This is a genomic window from Brevibacillus borstelensis (assembly GCF_003710865.1).
Lineage (GTDB): Bacteria > Bacillota > Bacilli > Brevibacillales > Brevibacillaceae > Brevibacillus > Brevibacillus borstelensis.
Genome location: NZ_RHHO01000002.1, coordinates 180,617 through 197,215, shown reverse-complemented (window position 1 = coordinate 197,215; position 16,599 = coordinate 180,617). Strand labels below are relative to the sequence as shown.

Sequence of the window (16,599 nt, the reverse complement as noted above, 5' to 3'; positions counted from 1 at the left end):
GTGTCTGCGAATAGATCCTTTAACGCTGACTGTACGTCGTCCACTGACTTTATGTTTTTCTCTTTGATCCACTGCTTGATCTGCTCTTTTGACATCATAAAAATCTCCCAACCTTTCTACTCCTAATTGTAGTTTAGAGGTTGAGAGTTTACACAAAATATTTTACAGACTCTGCACCAGGGAAGTCTGCTGCACGTTTCTCTTTCGGTATGCTGGTGCAGCCCTTTGTGACCCTGCTGCCCGCTGCTCCGTTCTTCCTCCCGGAAAAGTCATTTGGTAAAAAAGCTTGGACGCGTCATCCCGTTGACCTTGATGGATGCAAGATCGCTTCCACTGCTGCCAAAGTGTTCTGAATATCCTGATCACTGATGTGACGATGTGTTGTAAAACGAACGACCGTTTCGTCAAAGTCGACAGCAAGCACCCCTTTTTCAGCCAGCTTGGCCAAAAATTGTTCGGCAGAAAGACCCGCTTTGTCCGTGTGAACCAAAACTATGTTCGTTTCTACCGGTTCGACATGCAGAGATAGCTTTTGCAAACCTACGGCCAAATCATGCGCTCGCTGATGGTCTTCCGCAAGCCGTGACGTCATTTCCGTCAAGGCGAGTATTCCTGGTGCTGCCATGTAACCGACTTGGCGCATGCCGCCGCCCAGCTTCTTCCTCCACCAACGCGCCTCCTGGATAAACGCCCGGCTCCCTGCCAACACAGACCCTACCGGTGCGCTCAATCCCTTCGACAAGCACACCTGAACACTGTCTGTATACCGGGTAAGCCCGGTCACCTCGCAGCCCAACGCGACAGCAGCATTGAATAATCTGGCGCCATCCAGGTGGACAGGTACGTTGTTACGATTTGCTACTTCGTATACGCTTTTCATCTGTTCAGGGCGGACGACCGCCCCTCCAGCGCGGTTATGTGTATTTTCCATGCAAATCAAACGGGTCCTCGGAAAATGGATATTGACCCCGCGAATTGCTTTGGCTACCTCCTGTGGAGGCAGTGCCCCCCTATCTCCCGCGATCGTCCTGGTTTGCACCCCCGCGAGAGCAGCCATTGCGCCTCCCTCATAGTAAAAAAGGTGGGAGTCTGCCTCCAAAATAACCTCGTCGCCATTTACACAGTGGGTAAGGACTGCCACCTGATTCCCTTGTGTACCGCTCGTGACAAACAGCGCGTCTTCTTTCCCCAATATCTCGGCCGCCACTCTTTCCAGGCGGTTTACAGTCGGGTCTTCTCCATACACATCGTCCCCTGCTTCTGCCTCATACATGGCACGGAGCATCGCATCTGTCGGCTTGGTAACCGTATCGCTGCGCAAATCAATCGGCATCTTTCTTCTCTCCCTTCTCTCTTGCCATTTTAACACTTTCTGCATTGCATCGGGATTTGGCAGTTTGCTAATATGGAGGAGTACGATACCAAAACAAGGGAGACTGACCCATGAAGGTAAAAATTACTCGCAACGCCGCAAAACAATTGAAAGCCATTTTGGACCAAGAAGAGGATAAAGAGTTGAAGCTCCGCGCATACATAACACATGCACACGGTGACCATGCCCATTACGGCTTGGCATTGGATAAACCGACCGACGAAGATACCGTCGTTTCTACCGACAAGGAAATCGACGTAATCGTCAAGAAAGACGAGCCGTTGCTAGACGGCCTTGTTATCGACTACCTGTATACACCACAAGAGGGATACGTGCTTACAAATCCTTCCAAAGGAAATCACGGCGATCATTAATGGCTCCCTTGTCCCCGCTGCGAGTCATCAGCGGGGTTTTCTTGAGAATGAATTGTTTTGGGAAAAAGCTGTTTTTGTAAAAGCTGCTAGGAACCAAAAAAAGAGACATCTTGTCGATGTCTCTTTTTTGTAATGGACTCTATACAATTGTTGCAAAACTCTATTTGGGTCTAGAGCTCTTTTTTGTTCCAGGGCCTTTCCCATCTTTCGGAGTTCTCGTTTTCGCTGCAGGACCTTATTTCGTTACCAAAGTCTCTTGTTCGTTGCAAGCCGTTATTTTCGTTACAAAGCCTTCTTCTTTATTGCAAGACTTTTTTCTTTACAAAGATCTCTTCTCGTACAACTCAGGTGGCACGTCAGCAAAGAGCGGACTCATCCTGTCTTCCTGATGAATCATGAAAAGCCGATGTACGGGTCTGGTCATGGCTACATACAGGAGCTTTGTATCCCACTCATTGTCCAAGTACTCCTCGATATTCAACAAGATGACCACATCAAATTGCAGCCCCTTGGTCAAATAAGCTGGCATTACTACGACACCGCCCGGGAATTGGGTATCCTTGCTTCCCAGCAGCTTCAGTCCTTCGATGGAGGCCTTCAATGACTTGTATGCTTTTTTGCTGGCCTCGGCTGTTTTGGCTACGATCGCGATGGATTGAAAGCCCTCTTGCCGATAATCATTTACAAGCTGGACCAGATTTTTAACCGGCAGTTCTTTCCCGTCCCATGATGCCAACAAAGGCTTTTCCCCATGCCGCAATACCGGTTTGGCCATAATCGTCTCCGGCAGGTTTATCTTTCGCAGTACCTCGTTGGCACATTTCATAATTTCGATTGTGGAACGGTAGCTCTGCGCGAGTGTGTAGTAAACCCCCCGCGGCTGCTGAAAAACTCCCTCCAACAGTTCTTCCCACGATTGCAATCCCCTGTATGCATGGATGCCCTGCGCGATATCTCCCACTACCGTCAAAGAATGTCTCTTTGTCACAAGCCCGATCACCGCAATTTCCAACGCACTGAGATCCTGTGCTTCATCAACGACACTGTGGTCAAAGTGGTCGGCCTGCTCCAATCCTTCGATCAGATGCCGCAGATAGATCAGCGGCGCAACGTCTTCTGGCTCGATCCGCTCCGCTTCGAATATCTCTGCAGACGACCGGCAAATATCCTCGATATCCTCGCCATTGACTTCCCCTTTTGTCAGCTCTTTCAATAAAGCTGTGTCGGTCAACATTTCGCGGTACGACGAGAAGACATCCAGTTCAGGAAAAATGGAAAAGTATTTGTCCAGAAGCTGATCAATCATTTTCTCATATTTAGCCAACGCTTGCTTATCCAGATCAATTCGCTTCTCTCGCAGATGGGCGAACAACTGTTTATTGATGTCCTGCTTAACGTGCTTTCGAACGGCTTCCATTCGCCGACGATATGGCAGATGGGCATATTGTTCGGCAAAAAGCTGACGGATGGTCTCACCCGGAATCGTAAAAACATGTTTGGTTCTGTTGTAGACAAAGCTTAATTTTTTGTAGGCTACCCTGTTTTCCGCTACAAACAGCAAATATTGCTGGAGTACATCCCGGAAAGCGAGCGAGCCCTTGAACCGAAGACGATGCAGCACCGTCCGACGCTCGGCATCGCTCTGTCCTTGTTCAAAGAACAACTGAAGGGGCTTGTGCGGGTCCAGAATCCGCCAGCCTTTTGGAAGGATGGACTTGACCAGCTTGGAAGCCCAATCCAGGAATGTCGCCTGCTGAACGTCATCCACTCCCAATTCGGGAAGAACCTCTGAAATGTACGTAAGGAACAACCGGTTTGGTGCAAAAACCATAAACCTCTTTGACATCATCGAGTCCTGATAATTGTAGATCAAATAGGAGAGCCGGTGCAGCGCAATCGTCGTCTTGCCGCTTCCGGCCACCCCTTGAACGACAACCGGGCGATCCTTGTCTGCTCGAATAATGTCATTCTGCTCCGACTGGATCGTCGCTACGATATCCTTCAATCTGCTGTCGTTCGTCTGATTCAGGTTGGCTGCCAGGAACTCATCGATGTACCCTTCCTGCAAAAATTCATCCGGATGGCCAACTTCGCGATGAATCGTCTCTTTGAGCGCTCCATCGTATATCCCTGTAATCTTCCCGTCCTCAATGGCAAAATTTCGCTTCAGGCGGACTTCGCCTCGCACAATCTCCCTGCCGCTGCGGAAGTACGCATCCTTGCTCTCGCCGCTGTAATATAAACTGGCAATGGGAGCACGCCAGTCAACGACAATTGAATCGAATGTGTCGCTCCGAACGATGCCCCTCTTTCCTATGTATACGCTGTCCAACTCGTATGTCTCGTCTTTCAGGAAGTCCACTCGTCCAAAATACGGCTTTTCCAGTCCTTGGTCCTCAAGGTAGCGAAGCTCTTTTCCTTTTTTGTAGTTGACGACCTGTTTCACATAATCGTCCGTAATCTCTTTAACCTCTTTCCGAAGAGTGTCCACTTCCTTTTGGATAATAGAGCGTGTTTCATCGAGTCTCTTCTGTTCATGCTCGTAGTCCGGGTGCTGTACAGTCATTTATATCCTCCTTTCCAAATTGTCAGGTTCAGCATCGCAAGGAGAAGTCCGGTTTTATTTCCACATGGTTTCCGGGCACGGGCTCTTCTTTGTTTCCTCGTAGCCTTCCAATGCCCTCTTCTTTGATTTGATGTTGCTTCCGGATTGGCTCTCTTTTGTTCTCGTTGACGCCTGCCCGTCTTATCCCGCTATATCTTGCCTGTTTACCACACTTGTCTGCCGATCCAGATCCCTGAACCGCAAGCAAGAAGGCCGGCCAAAACACTGGCGCCTGCATAGAACAGCCCTCTGCCGATCTGCCCATCTCCGATGAAGCTTACCACCTCAAGCGAAAAGGTAGAGAACGTAGTAAATCCCCCCATCAGCCCGGTTGTAAACAGAAGGTACATCTCCAAAGACATCAATCCTTTTTCCTTTCCCCACGCATAGAGCAGTCCGATGAGAAAAGAACCGGAGACATTGGCCAGCCATGTCCCCGCCGGCAATCCGGGTTGGTTCATTGCGAGACCGAGACCATAGCGTAGCAATGAACCGACGGCTCCTCCTACGGCAACAGCCAGCCATGCCATCATGGCAATCCCCCCTTCTCTCCTTTTTTGTATGGAACAAAAAGACATCCAGGCAAAAAGCATGGATGTCTTCTTTTTATGTCAAATGGTGCGTTTTAGTGTTTGGGGTTGTTATCCTCGAGGTCTTCCACGTAGCGGATCGATTCGAGATTGGAGCGAAGCGACATTTTCACAGCATCAATGTATTTTTGCCGCAGTTTTTTCTGTTCCTGTTTTTCCTCTTCAGTCAACCCGGCTTCACGAGATTTTTTGGCCAACTCGTTGATCCGTTTGATTTCCGCGTCTGATACCAAAGCCGTTTCCCCTCGCTTTCAATGAATGCCGCTCTATTATATCACATCTCGGCAACGAAGCAAGGGAAAGCTGCAGCTTGTCAATTCCCGACAGGAATTTGAATCGATTGGCCTGGATAAATAATGGCACTTTCCAGCTTGTTCAATTTTTGAATCGCATATACCATATCGCGAACATCCATTTTCGGGTCACTCTTGTAGGTGACCGCCAGCTCCCACAAGCTGTCTCCCGGTTGGACGACGATTTCCTTTACTGGTTGGATCATTTGAGCTTGTTGTACCGTATGATCCCCAGAAGCGAACACTAGTTCTGTCAAAGTGTAAAAAAAGAGAGTGAAAGCGGCAAAAAACAGAATGGCCTGTCCACGCGTAATGCCAAAACGAGCAGTTTTTCTTTCTTCTTTGGCGAAGCGATTAGATACAGTCATTGTACTCATTATTTCATCCCCCTGCAAACGTACGTTCTATCTTCTTGTTCTCATCATAATGCGAACACTTGTTCATGTCAAGAAAAAAACGAACTTATGTTTGTCGAACGCAGGATCCCATGGTATAATATAGAAAACATGTTCGAGAAGATAGAGGTGTGGTCTATGTCCAAGCTATCCAATAGACAGCAAGCCATCATCGATTTCATCCGCAAAGAAGTAAGGGACAAGGGTTATCCCCCATCTGTCCGTGAAATCGGGGAGGCTGTCGGTCTGGCATCCAGTTCAACTGTTCACGGCCATCTGGCCAGGTTGGAAAAAAAGGGGCTCATCCGCCGCGATCCTACCAAGCCCCGCGCGATTGAGCTGCTGAAAGAAGAGGAGCGCTTTCAAGACGACTTTGACGTATCTGTTGTACGCGTACCGGTGATCGGAAAGGTGACTGCGGGTCAGCCGATCACTGCTGTCGAGCAGGTGGAGGATTACTTCCCACTCCCTGACAGCATCGTGACATCGGACAAGGTGTACATGCTGCGCGTGTCCGGAGACAGTATGATCGAGGCTGGCATCCTGGATGGAGACTACGTGATCGTTCGCCAGCAGAATGTGGCCAATAACGGTGATATCGTCGTCGCCATGACTGAAGAGGACGAGGCAACCGTGAAGCGTTTCTTCAAGGAAAAGAACCATTTCCGGCTGCAGCCTGAAAACGCGACATTGGAGCCGATTATTCTGGATTCTGTAACGATTCTGGGGAAAGTGATTGGCGTGTACCGCTTGATTCACTAGAATAAGAGATTTCGTTGCTTGGATGAGCCATGCCTTATGGCGGACTCTTTGAAAAACGCAAATCGACTACGACAAGCTTTCCTTTTCCACCCTGACAGCAAAAAAGGCGTTCGCGATTGCCTCGCGGACGCCTCTTCTTTTCATTCCCTTCGATTCTTTGATCGGTCCTTCTCCTACGAATCCCACTTACAGTGCGACAAAGAACCAGATGATCATCACTACCTGAAGAACAACTTTTACGACCACACTGCCCAAAAAACCGATGAGCGAACCCACTCCCGCTTTAACAGCCCGTTCAAACGGCTGCTTTTGGATCAGCATTTCCACCAGAACGACCAGCACGAACGGCATGATCAGCATGCCAAATGGGGGGAACAAAATCACCCCGAGCAAAATCCCCAGTGCAGCTGCCCACGATGACGCTTTGGAGCCCCCGTACTTCTTGACAAAGTACATGTTGGTGAGTAAATCCGCACCGTAGAGAAGAACACTTAAGACCGCCATTCCCCACCAGAAGGAGGCCGGAAGTCCGGCACCCGGATCAGCAATAAAAAAGTGATACAGCAAGAATCCGCCCCACAATAAAATCGTATCAGGAATGACCGGCAAAAAGATTCCGGCAATACTGAGGATAAACAAGGCCGCTATCACGATCCACAACAAGATCTCCATCCATTGACACTCCCTTCTGTATAGGGTATACGATAAAGTGCGGTTTTCGTTTCCATCGACTCGCTACATTTTGACAGAAACCTGTATATACTCGGTTCTTCTGCGAGTCGTAAAGCCAAACGTCGAATCGGAACATAGATGGTCTCGTCCCTCATTGTTCCCCTGCAGAGTTGCAAATAAAAGAAAGATAATCTGAAAGGACAGAAAATGGCTATGCATTCTCAAACGAAGCGAGATTGGTTTGACCCTTCCTACCTGAAAAAAGGAACCCCTCGGCAGCGGGAAGCCTGGGCAGTCCTCGACAGCTTGGGAATCTTTGATGGGCTCAAAGAGTATCAACCGGTTCTGTGCGGAACGATCCCCCTCGATATTGATGTTGAGGACAGCGATCTTGATTTGATCTGTACGACAGCCGACCTGGATCGGTTTGGCCATGTGTTGAAAGAAAAATACGGGCATTTGGACCGTTTCACACAAGACCGCCGAGAAATCCGCAACATCCCTACGGCGACTGCTTCCTTTTGGTATCGCGGTTTTCAATTGGAGTGTTTTGCTCAACCGATTCCTGTCACAGAGCAAAACGCCTACCGGCATATGATGATCGAAGCACGGCTGCTCCAGCTGTCTGGGCAAGAAGCAGCAAAAGAGATTCGGGCTTTGAAAGAACGGGGGCTGAAAACGGAGCCTGCTTTCGCTCTGTATTACGGGATTGTCGGAGATGATCCTTATCAGGCTTTACTTGAATTGGAAAGATATTCGAATGAACAGCTTAAGCAAGTGATGGCAAATAAACCGACCTAAACGCCGGCCGTAAACCGGAAATACGAATAATGGTAAACTCAGACAACTTGTGTGTCCTTATGCGGGCATAAAATTAAGATGACTTCTGGATACTTCGGAAGTCATCTTTTTTGGATTGCTAGATTTGTCGTTTTACCTTTTATTGGTTAGATTTCAGTTGAAGACGGCAAATCATGATTTTTTTTTAAGAGACTGATATAAAATGTACACGAATCCAACATAAATGGGAAGCCAAACGGGTTCAAAGAATCCTGGAACTCGATAATCAGTAATTACAATTTTGTTTGGCCCAAAATCCAATTGTTGAATTAGATCTGAGATCATAAAAATAAAAACCCAAATCATCATCATTGTCGACAACACAATGGAAATCGCAATTTTTTTAATAATATCACCTCGTTATTATCAATAATCATTTCTTAAACGGACTTCAGAAAAGAAATGATCATTATTGTAAAAACCCGAGTTAGTGTGCATACGCTGGGTTAAGTCCGCATTTCATTAAACCCAACCCTCAAATAATATGTTAATAATTTTTTATTTAACCATTAATATACACATCTGTAAACATATTTTAGGTATTTTGTTCTAAATTTTGCATTGTAAAGGGGGTTAATCTTTATTAGCAGCATCCCATCCAACTTTAGTCAAATAAATTCATAAAAAAAGCCTTAAAGTTAATAGGAAAGCAAGTTTCCCATCTACTTTAAGGCGTATCTAACTTATAAAGCTGAAACCTAGTTAAAATTAAACTAAACAAGTTTTGTTTCTTTTTAGGGTCCAAAGAAATACAAATACTCTTTCCCCTAAATATTAATACGTATTCATATACTGCTCGCGCTCCCACTCCGTTACACGGGTGCGGAACATATCCCACTCGATTTCCTTCGCGTCGACGAAGTGCATCAGTGCGTGTTCGCCAAGCGCTTCGCAGATGACCGGATCGGCCTTCAGGCATTCGATCGCGTCCTTGAGGGTAGCCGGCAAGCTGGCGATGCCCGCTGCTTCACGCTCAGCCTCGTTCATGATGTAGATATTGCGATCGACAGCCGGCGGCAGCTCAAGCTTGTTCTTGATTCCGTCAAGACCTGCTTTCAGCATCACGGCGAGAGCCAGATATGGGTTGGCGGCAGGGTCCGGGTTGCGAACCTCAATCCGGGTGCTCATACCGCGAGATGCCGGAATCCGTACAAGCGGAGAGCGGTTTTTCGCCGACCATGCTACATAGCAAGGAGCTTCATAGCCCGGTACGAGGCGCTTGTAGGAGTTCACCAGCGGATTGGTGATGGCGGCAAAACCGCGGGCGTGCTTCAGAATACCGGCCAAGTATTGCTTCGCCGTTTTGCTCAGGCCGAGGGTATCCTTGTCGTCAAAAAATGCGTTTTTCTCCCCGATGAAGAGAGACTGGTGGGTGTGCATGCCGGAGCCGGCGACACCATACATCGGCTTGGGCATGAACGTTGCGTGCAATCCGTGCTTGCGTGCGATCGTTTTCACCACCAGTTTAAACGTGAGAATCTGGTCCGCAGCTTGGATGGCATCTGCGTATTTGAAGTCGACTTCGTGTTGGCCAGGCGCAGTTTCGTGATGGGATGCTTCCACCTCAAATCCCATTCTCTCCAGCGTGAGAACGATGTCACGGCGGCAGTTTTCACCCAGATCAAGCGGAGCGAAATCAAAGTATCCGCCCTGGTCGTTCAAATCCAAGGTCGGCTCGCCTTTGTCATCCATCTTGAACAGGAAGAACTCCGGCTCCGGTCCGACGTTGAAGTTCGTGTAGCCCATCTCTTCGGCTTCTTTCAGCGCCCGTTTCAGGATGTAGCGAGGGTCCCCTTCAAACGGAGTTCCATCTGGATTGTAAATGTCACAGATCAGGCGAGCGACATTTCCATGCTCATTCCCCCACGGGAAAATGACCCATGTATCGAGATCCGGCACCAGATACATGTCGGATTCCTCGATGCGGACAAAGCCTTCGATCGAAGAACCGTCGAACATCATCTTGTTGTCCAGAGCTTTGGGCAATTGGGAGATCGGAATCTCGACGTTTTTAATGATCCCCATCAGATCAGTGAACTGCAGGCGAATGTAGTTTACATTCTCTTCTTTGGCCAAACGAAAGATGTCTTCTTTGGTGTACTTGCTCACGTTTCTCTCCTCCTATAGTCGTATGCATGTATCAGTGGAAGAAGCGGGAAAGCTCTCCACGTATCAACGCATGCTCGCTTGGGCGATTTGCGTTGCTGAAAAATATTTGTTGTTTGAGGAGCTGATGAAGCTCTTGCTCGGTAAGTTCCTTCCGCTTGGCCTCCGAACTGACGGTAATTTCCGTCTGCTCCGGAACAGGGTCTTGCAGCTGAAGCACCTGTTTGATTCCGGCAATGTTCAGTCCTTTTTCAATCAAGGCCTTCACTTCCAGCAAGCGGTCGACATCATTAAAAGAAAAAAGCCGCTGCTTTCCTTCTGTACGTGCAGGCTGTATCAGTCCGTTCTGCTCATAGTAACGGATCTGCCGCGCAGTCAGATCAGTCAGCTTCATGACGATACCAATGGGAAACAGCGCCATGTTTCGACGAAGGTCATCACTCATGACTTGTCCCTCCTTTGAAATCATTCCTTGCTTGCTATTGTATGATTCAAAAGCAACTCTGTCAACGGATGTCAGAAAAGATTACACAAAAAAGTAATAAAAAAGCGACAAGCCGCTGTTTGTGCTTATCGCCTCATAAACAACTCCGATTGATCTTTGCTAGTCTCTTCCGGGAATATCGAGCAAGCCCTTTTCCAGCAGGCCGTCAAGCGCTGTCAGGATGCCCACCTTCACATGGGAGTACGTAAGTCCGCCCTGCACAAACCCGAGGTAAGGGGGACGAATCGGTCCGTCTGCAGAAAACTCGATACTGGCTCCCTGAATAAACGTCCCGGCCGCCATAATGACCGGATCGGCATAGCCCGGCATCTCACTGGGGTAAGGCGTAACATGGGAATCGACAGGCGCTGCCTTCTGGATTCCCTGACAGAAAGCAATCAGCCGTTCGGCACTCCCAAACTCGACAGACTGGATCAAATCCGTACGAGGATCGTTCCATAGCGGGTTCGTCCGAAAGCCCAGGCGCTCAAGCAAAGCCGAGGAAAAGACCGCGCCCTTCAACGCCTCGCCTACCACGTGCGGCGCGAGGAAGAAGCCTTGGAACATTTCCAGCAGGGAGTACAGCGATGCCCCTCCTTCGGCTCCAATCCCGGGGGCCGCCATGCGGTAGGAAGCTCTCTTGACCAATTCCTTCTTGCCGACGATATAGCCGCCGGTTTTGACCAAGCCGCCTCCGGGGTTCTTGATCAGCGAGCCTGCCATGATGTCTGCTCCGACCTGGAGCGGCTCCAGCTCCTCCGTGAATTCCCCATAGCAATTGTCCACGAAGACGATCAGTTCGGGATTGATCTCTTTGACAAACCGAATCATTTCTTTCAGCTTGGCAATCGTAAAGGACGGACGGTCTGCGTAGCCGCGAGATCTCTGGATACCGATTACCTTTGTTTTCGGAGTGATGGCTGCCGCTACTGCGGGAAAGTCGATCTCTCCGGTAGGAGCAAGCGGCACATACTGGTACCCGATGCCGTACTCCCTTAGCGAGCCTTGCCCCTCTCCGCGGACGCCCACCACTTCCTCCAGCGTATCGTATGGCTTTCCGGTAATGTAAAGAAGGTCGTCACCGGGGCGCAGCAAACCAAAAAGAGAAATAGCGATCGCATGTGTCCCAGAAATGATATGAGGGCGTACAAGCGCATCCTCTCCACCGAACACATCCGCATAAATCGACTCCAGCGCCGCCCGACCGGAATCATCGTATCCATACCCGGTCGAGGGCGCAAAATGAAATTCATTCACTTCATGCTTTTGAAAGGAACGCAGCACTTTCAACTGATTATAGTCGACCAGGGCAGCGATCTCTTGATGCCGCCCTGTGATCATTTGTTCTACTTCTTCTACGATGGGGCGCAGACGCTCCCCGTGGGCAAATAAGGAAAACATGTGCTACTTACCAACTCTCTTCTTCAGTCTCTGGTTTTTCCAGGAGAAAAGGAGCAATCCTTCCGTAGATGGGATGATCTCTGTTCACTCTGACAGAAATCCGATAGGAGGAATCCGCTTCGTCAAATTCCTGTTCCATCTCTACCCCTTCCCTGTGCAAAAGCGACAGGATGTCGCCGCGCTCTGCCGGGACGATCAAGGTATAGCGATCAAACGAGGAGTAGACGTAGCCTTCAATCCGCTTAAGCAATTCGGCGCGGTCCTCCTGCCGAATTGCCGAGATCAAAATCGAGTCTTCCACCTTCGGCAGGTATGTTCCCTCCATAATCAAATCCGCTTTGTTGTAGACAACGAGCTGCGGGATGTCATCTGCTTTCAGCTCCCGCAGAATGCGATATACGACCTCCATATGAATCTCCAGGTCAGGATGATGCGCGTCGACCACATGCAGGATCAGATCCGCTTCTTTCACACCTTCCAGCGTAGAACGAAAAGCAGCAACAAGGGAAGTCGGCAAATCCTGGATGAAACCGACCGTATCAGTCAGGAGCACCTCAAGCCCGCTCGGCAAGGTAAGCTGGCGGGTAGTCGGGTCCAATGTCGCGAACAGCTTGTCTTCTTGGAGCGTTTCCGCCGAAGTCAGTTGGTTCAACAGCGTCGATTTGCCCGCATTTGTATAGCCGACCAATGCGATTTGAAACACATTGTTCTTTTTGCGGCGCTCCCGATGCAATTGACGGGTGCGAACCAGCTCTGACAGCTGCTGCTTCAGCTCGCTGATTCGCCGCCTGATGTGCCTGCGGTCGCTTTCCAGCTTGGTTTCCCCAGGGCCGCGCGTTCCGATCCCGCCGCCAAGGCGGGAAAGCTGCTTGCCTTGACCGGCAAGGCGCGGCAGCAGGTAATTGTACTGTGCCAGCTCCACCTGGATTTTCCCTTCCCGCGAGTGCGCCCTCCCGGCAAAAATATCGAGAATCAACTGCGTCCGGTCAATCACCTTGCAATCAAACGCGGTATCGAGGTTGCGCGTTTGGCTGGGTGAAAGCTCGTCATTGAAAATGATGACATCCACGTCCAGCTCTTCCGCACGATGAGCGATTTCCTGTATTTTTCCGCTTCCCAAATACCAGGCGTTGTCAATGCGTTCGCGATTCTGCGTGATGACATCCAGCACCTCTACATCGGCAGTCCTGGCGAGCTCATGCAGCTCCTCCATCGACAAGCGGGAGCGTTCCATATCGCGATTATCCAAAAAACAGCCAACTAAAATGGCTGTTTCCTTCGTCTTGATTCCACCTTCCAAGGAATCACGTCCTTTCTTTCCCCTATCATACCACATTTTACTCCTGCCGCTAGGAAGCGGACCAGACAAAATCCTCCGGCAACAACGTCATGACGTCATCCTTGGTCGGCTCTGCCACCGTCATCAGGCGGACAGCCTGCTTGCGGATCGCCTGCTCGATGGCATTGCGTACATACCGGGCGTTGCTAAAATTGGTTTCAAAAAGGTCGAGGCGAATGCGGTTCAAGTGCAGCCTCAATTTTTCCCTGGCGCCTGTAGAAAGCCTGTATTCTTTTCCCTCGACCATTGTCTCGGCAATTTTAATCAGTTCGTCTACGGTATAATCGGCAAATTGTAGCTGAATGGGGTACCGGGAGGGCAGACCGGGGTTCAGCTCCAAAAAGGCATCCATCTCGTCTGTGTAGCCTGCCAGTATACAGATGAAATCGTTGCTGTAATCCTCCAGTGCCTTCGTGAGACAATCAATGGCCTCTTTGCCGAAATCCTTTTCTCCGCCTCGCGCGAGCGAATACGCTTCATCGATAAAAAGGATACCGCCGATCGCTTTTTTGACGAGCTCTCTCGTCTTTTGCGCCGTGTGCCCGATAAACTCCCCGACCAGGTCGGCGCGTTCTACTTCGATCAAATGTCCTTTGCTCAATATCCCCATTTCCCGGAAGATTTTGCCGAATATACGGGCGACGGTCGTCTTTCCGGTGCCAGGGTTCCCTTTGAATACCATGTGATACACTTGTTTTTCCAGCTTCAGGCCGTGTCTTTCCCGCTCCTTGTTGATCCGAAGCAGCGCGTGAATCTCGTACATCAGCTTTTTGGCTTCCTGCAAGCCGATCAGTTTTTCCAGTTCATCGAATGCAGCGGCCACATTGCCGGGTGCAGTCGTTCGTACCTTCTCGGACAGTGTTTCCGGTAATTTGACCCGTTCCGGCTGGCGAAACACCACCTGTATCCGGTGGGGAGCCTTCTCTGCCATCGTATCAGCCGGCGGTTGATTGCCCGACGGTTTCACAAGCCATCACCTGCCTCTTGGTCATACCTTAGTATACTCACCTGCCCGGAAAACCTGCCCATTTTTTGTCTCCGATCTTGTGCTCGATGCTCCAGAAGTTGTTCTTTGCCTTAGATGCGGTCTTTACTGCGGTCTTTACTGCGGTCTTTACTGCGGTCTTTACTGCGGTCTTTACTGCGGTCTTTACTGCGGTCTTCACGCCGCTGCAACCCCCAGCCTTCTCCCGGTGTAAGGCAATTACCTTCCCGGGACCCGTCGCCATCGCAAGTAACAGGAAACAGCAGCCAATCCTGCCATGCATCCCGACAAAAAGGGAACAACAGCACGAAGCGGCCGCAAGTGGGGAAACAACCCGTCAATCGCATAAAGGTATGCGCCCGCAGCAAGCAGGCCAAACCCGGCAACCCCCAGCCAGAAAGACCATTTTTCCCGGCAAGAAAGCTGTCTGCTATCCTTGGAAGCCGCCTGCGGCTTCAGCTCGGCCCGACGCAACCCATGCCTTGCTTCCCTTGCTATCACGAGCCCTATGCAGAGCAACCCGCCCATTGTACTGCCGTGCTGCAAAAACTTGTACACGGGGATGGCCATTCCAGCCAGCTCCACTTTTTCCTGCAAGAGCTGCAACCGACTTACCATGAATGCCCCGTCATGGGTAAAAGCATCCCAGAAAATATGGGTTACGCTCCCCAGGACAGCAGAGCAGCAAAAGACGAGAAAAGAACGCAGCGTGGTAAGGCGCCTGGGCGACTCGGCACAGTGCTGCAGTCCGCGGTCAAAGGGTGCTGGCAAATGCTCGATCATCGCTCTTTTCACAATGCCGTGAAAAAGAAGGGCCAATAAAAACGTCATCGGCAAATCAAACAGAAACAGTCCTGCCAGCGTATGGCTCATCGAGCTGTATGCTTGCAAACGCAAAATATACTCGAAATCCGGGGCCATGCTTCCAAAAACAAGCGCAGTAAAAGAAAACCAGCGAACCCGCCGCAATGGCAAGACGATTGCTGGATGGGCAAAAGTAAAAGGCATTGTCCTCTCCCGTTTACATAAGAAAAGTTATGTATACTATCCTGCTATTTTGTCAGCTATATTCTCTTCGTGCGGATTGATTGCGTTGTCATACCAGATAAAAAAGCCCGGATGGCTAAGATCCCGGCTTCGTTGTTGTGACGCTTATGCTTGTTGATTGTTGTCCTGAGACATGAGCGACACGGGACGCTGTGGAGTGAAGGTGGAAATGGCATGCTTATAGACCAGTTGCTGCTTCCCTTCACTGTCAATGACAATCGTGAAATTGTCAAACGCTCTGATGTAACCGCGCAATTGAAAACCGTTTACCAGGTAGATGGTGACCGCGATGTTTTCCTTCCGCAAGTGGTTCAGGAACGTATCTTGAATGTTGATCGTCTGTTTCATTGGTCATTACCCCCTAAAAGGACTTGTATGTTATATATTCGGCAATTGAGGAAACTTTCCTGCCATTATCTGTTTGATTGTTTGGACGATCTTCGGGTAGTCATCAGTGTTCGTAAGGTCAAACCACTCGATAGCTGACATCCGCCGGAACCAGGAAAGCTGCCTTTTGGCAAAATGCCTCGTACGCTGCTTGATATCGTTCACGGCTTTCTCCAATGTGATTTCTCCGTAGAGGTAAGGGATCAGCTCTTTGTACCCGAGTCCCTGCATAGAGGTCAATGCCGAACCGTAGCCGAGATCCAAAAGTCGCCTTACTTCCTCTACCAGACCGTCCTCAATCATCTTGTCCACTCGCTGATTGATGCGCTCATACAGCTTTTGCCGATCCATCGTCAGGCCAATCATGAAGATGTCATAAGGCGAATATGCTTCCCTGTGTTGAAAATCGGACATCCGCGTACCCGTCAGTTGATAGATCTCCAGGGCTCGGATGACCCGTTTCACATCATTGGGATGCAGTCTTTGCGCCGTCAGCGGATCCACATCAGCCAAGCGCCGATGCAGCTCTTCCACACCCTCAATCTCAGCCAGCCTTTGCAGACGGCTTCTCAATTCCAAATCTTGCTCGGCTGCAGCAAATTGAAAGCGATGGGTCACTGACTCTATGTAGAGCCCGGTTCCTCCCACGATAAAGGGCAGATGTCCGCGTCCGTTGATCTCGGTAATCAATCGGGTAGCTGACTCTTGAAAGCGGGCTACTGAATACTCTTCATCTGGATCAATAATGTCGATCAAATGATGCGGTACTTTTGCCAATTCATCCGGAGACGCTTTTGCAGTGCCGATATCCATCCCGCGGTAAACCTGCATGGAGTCACCGGAAATGATTTCTCCCCGAAACTGCTCAGCCAGCTCCAGACTTAAAGCTGTCTTGCCCACTGCCGTCGGTCCTACGATTACGACGAGTCTCTCTTTCTCTTGCACGT

General features: G+C 49.7%; 18 protein-coding genes. 3 read left to right on the top strand and 15 right to left on the bottom strand.

Going from position 1 to position 16,599, the window contains the following annotated elements; all coding sequences use genetic code 11:
- Nucleotides 1-295 precede the first annotated feature (295 nt).
- Nucleotides 296-1,333, bottom strand: a complete 1,038-nt coding sequence (gene ltaE / locus EDM54_RS02110; RefSeq protein WP_003385729.1) for a low-specificity L-threonine aldolase — start codon at nucleotides 1,331-1,333, stop codon at nucleotides 296-298.
- A 110-nt stretch (nucleotides 1,334-1,443) separates the two neighbouring features.
- Here ltaE and EDM54_RS02105 point away from each other — a divergent pair, with 110 nt between their 5' ends.
- Nucleotides 1,444-1,746: a HesB/IscA family protein gene (locus EDM54_RS02105; protein WP_003385730.1), complete on the top strand. Its 303-nt coding sequence runs from the start codon at nucleotides 1,444-1,446 to the stop codon at nucleotides 1,744-1,746.
- A 319-nt stretch (nucleotides 1,747-2,065) separates the two neighbouring features.
- Here the strand turns inward: EDM54_RS02105 and EDM54_RS02100 are convergent, their stop codons facing one another.
- The 4 genes from EDM54_RS02100 to yneA form a co-directional block, all read right to left on the bottom strand.
- Nucleotides 2,066-4,312: a HelD family protein gene (locus EDM54_RS02100; RefSeq protein ID WP_039070968.1), complete on the bottom strand. Its 2,247-nt coding sequence runs from the start codon at nucleotides 4,310-4,312 to the stop codon at nucleotides 2,066-2,068.
- A 203-nt stretch (nucleotides 4,313-4,515) separates the two neighbouring features.
- Nucleotides 4,516-4,884, bottom strand: coding sequence for a fluoride efflux transporter CrcB (gene crcB, locus EDM54_RS02095; RefSeq protein ID WP_003385733.1), 369 nt, complete (start codon nucleotides 4,882-4,884; stop codon nucleotides 4,516-4,518).
- A gap of 92 nt (nucleotides 4,885-4,976) precedes the next feature.
- On the bottom strand, nucleotides 4,977-5,174 hold the full coding sequence (locus EDM54_RS02090) for a DUF896 domain-containing protein (protein WP_003385734.1): 198 nt from the start codon (nucleotides 5,172-5,174) through the stop codon (nucleotides 4,977-4,979).
- Nucleotides 5,175-5,254: 80 nt separating this feature from the next.
- Complete coding sequence (yneA, locus tag EDM54_RS02085; protein ID WP_003385735.1) at nucleotides 5,255-5,611, bottom strand: cell division suppressor protein YneA; 357 nt, start codon at nucleotides 5,609-5,611, stop codon at nucleotides 5,255-5,257.
- A gap of 156 nt (nucleotides 5,612-5,767) precedes the next feature.
- Here yneA and lexA point away from each other — a divergent pair, with 156 nt between their 5' ends.
- The gene (lexA, locus tag EDM54_RS02080) at nucleotides 5,768-6,391 is read left to right on the top strand and encodes a transcriptional repressor LexA (RefSeq protein ID WP_003385736.1); all 624 of its coding nucleotides are present in this window, start codon (nucleotides 5,768-5,770) and stop codon (nucleotides 6,389-6,391) included.
- A gap of 186 nt (nucleotides 6,392-6,577) precedes the next feature.
- Here lexA and EDM54_RS02075 read toward each other — a convergent pair whose 3' ends face one another.
- Nucleotides 6,578-7,063 (bottom strand): DUF456 domain-containing protein, encoded by a 486-nt coding sequence (locus tag EDM54_RS02075; protein ID WP_003385737.1) that lies wholly within the window; start codon nucleotides 7,061-7,063, stop codon nucleotides 6,578-6,580.
- A 207-nt stretch (nucleotides 7,064-7,270) separates the two neighbouring features.
- Here EDM54_RS02075 and EDM54_RS02070 point away from each other — a divergent pair, with 207 nt between their 5' ends.
- Nucleotides 7,271-7,864, top strand: a complete 594-nt coding sequence (locus tag EDM54_RS02070; RefSeq protein WP_227277613.1) for a DUF4269 domain-containing protein — start codon at nucleotides 7,271-7,273, stop codon at nucleotides 7,862-7,864.
- A gap of 813 nt (nucleotides 7,865-8,677) precedes the next feature.
- On the opposite strand, the gene glnA is transcribed toward EDM54_RS02070, so the two are convergent.
- The 9 genes from glnA to miaA form a co-directional block, all read right to left on the bottom strand.
- A complete protein-coding gene (gene glnA, locus EDM54_RS02065) occupies nucleotides 8,678-10,012 on the bottom strand; it encodes a type I glutamate--ammonia ligase (protein ID WP_003385739.1) in 1,335 nt (444 codons plus the stop codon).
- Nucleotides 10,013-10,043: 31 nt separating this feature from the next.
- Nucleotides 10,044-10,454: a MerR family transcriptional regulator gene (locus tag EDM54_RS02060; protein ID WP_003385740.1), complete on the bottom strand. Its 411-nt coding sequence runs from the start codon at nucleotides 10,452-10,454 to the stop codon at nucleotides 10,044-10,046.
- Nucleotides 10,455-10,613: 159 nt separating this feature from the next.
- The gene (locus tag EDM54_RS02055) at nucleotides 10,614-11,894 is read right to left on the bottom strand and encodes a methionine gamma-lyase family protein (RefSeq protein WP_024983802.1); all 1,281 of its coding nucleotides are present in this window, start codon (nucleotides 11,892-11,894) and stop codon (nucleotides 10,614-10,616) included.
- A gap of 7 nt (nucleotides 11,895-11,901) precedes the next feature.
- Nucleotides 11,902-13,230 (bottom strand): GTPase HflX, encoded by a 1,329-nt coding sequence (gene hflX, locus EDM54_RS02050; protein WP_051567364.1) that lies wholly within the window; start codon nucleotides 13,228-13,230, stop codon nucleotides 11,902-11,904.
- A gap of 13 nt (nucleotides 13,231-13,243) precedes the next feature.
- On the bottom strand, nucleotides 13,244-14,164 hold the full coding sequence (locus EDM54_RS02045) for an AAA family ATPase (RefSeq protein ID WP_051567368.1): 921 nt from the start codon (nucleotides 14,162-14,164) through the stop codon (nucleotides 13,244-13,246).
- Nucleotides 14,165-14,237: 73 nt separating this feature from the next.
- Complete coding sequence (locus tag EDM54_RS26320) at nucleotides 14,238-14,399, bottom strand: hypothetical protein (RefSeq protein WP_170208367.1); 162 nt, start codon at nucleotides 14,397-14,399, stop codon at nucleotides 14,238-14,240.
- 38 nt (nucleotides 14,400-14,437) lie between these two features.
- Nucleotides 14,438-15,226 (bottom strand): DUF4184 family protein, encoded by a 789-nt coding sequence (locus EDM54_RS02035; RefSeq protein WP_122957675.1) that lies wholly within the window; start codon nucleotides 15,224-15,226, stop codon nucleotides 14,438-14,440.
- Nucleotides 15,227-15,370: 144 nt separating this feature from the next.
- Nucleotides 15,371-15,613 (bottom strand): RNA chaperone Hfq, encoded by a 243-nt coding sequence (hfq, locus tag EDM54_RS02030; protein WP_003385747.1) that lies wholly within the window; start codon nucleotides 15,611-15,613, stop codon nucleotides 15,371-15,373.
- A 30-nt stretch (nucleotides 15,614-15,643) separates the two neighbouring features.
- The gene (gene miaA, locus EDM54_RS02025) at nucleotides 15,644-16,597 is read right to left on the bottom strand and encodes a tRNA (adenosine(37)-N6)-dimethylallyltransferase MiaA (protein WP_371862606.1); all 954 of its coding nucleotides are present in this window, start codon (nucleotides 16,595-16,597) and stop codon (nucleotides 15,644-15,646) included.
- Nucleotides 16,598-16,599 lie beyond the last annotated feature (2 nt).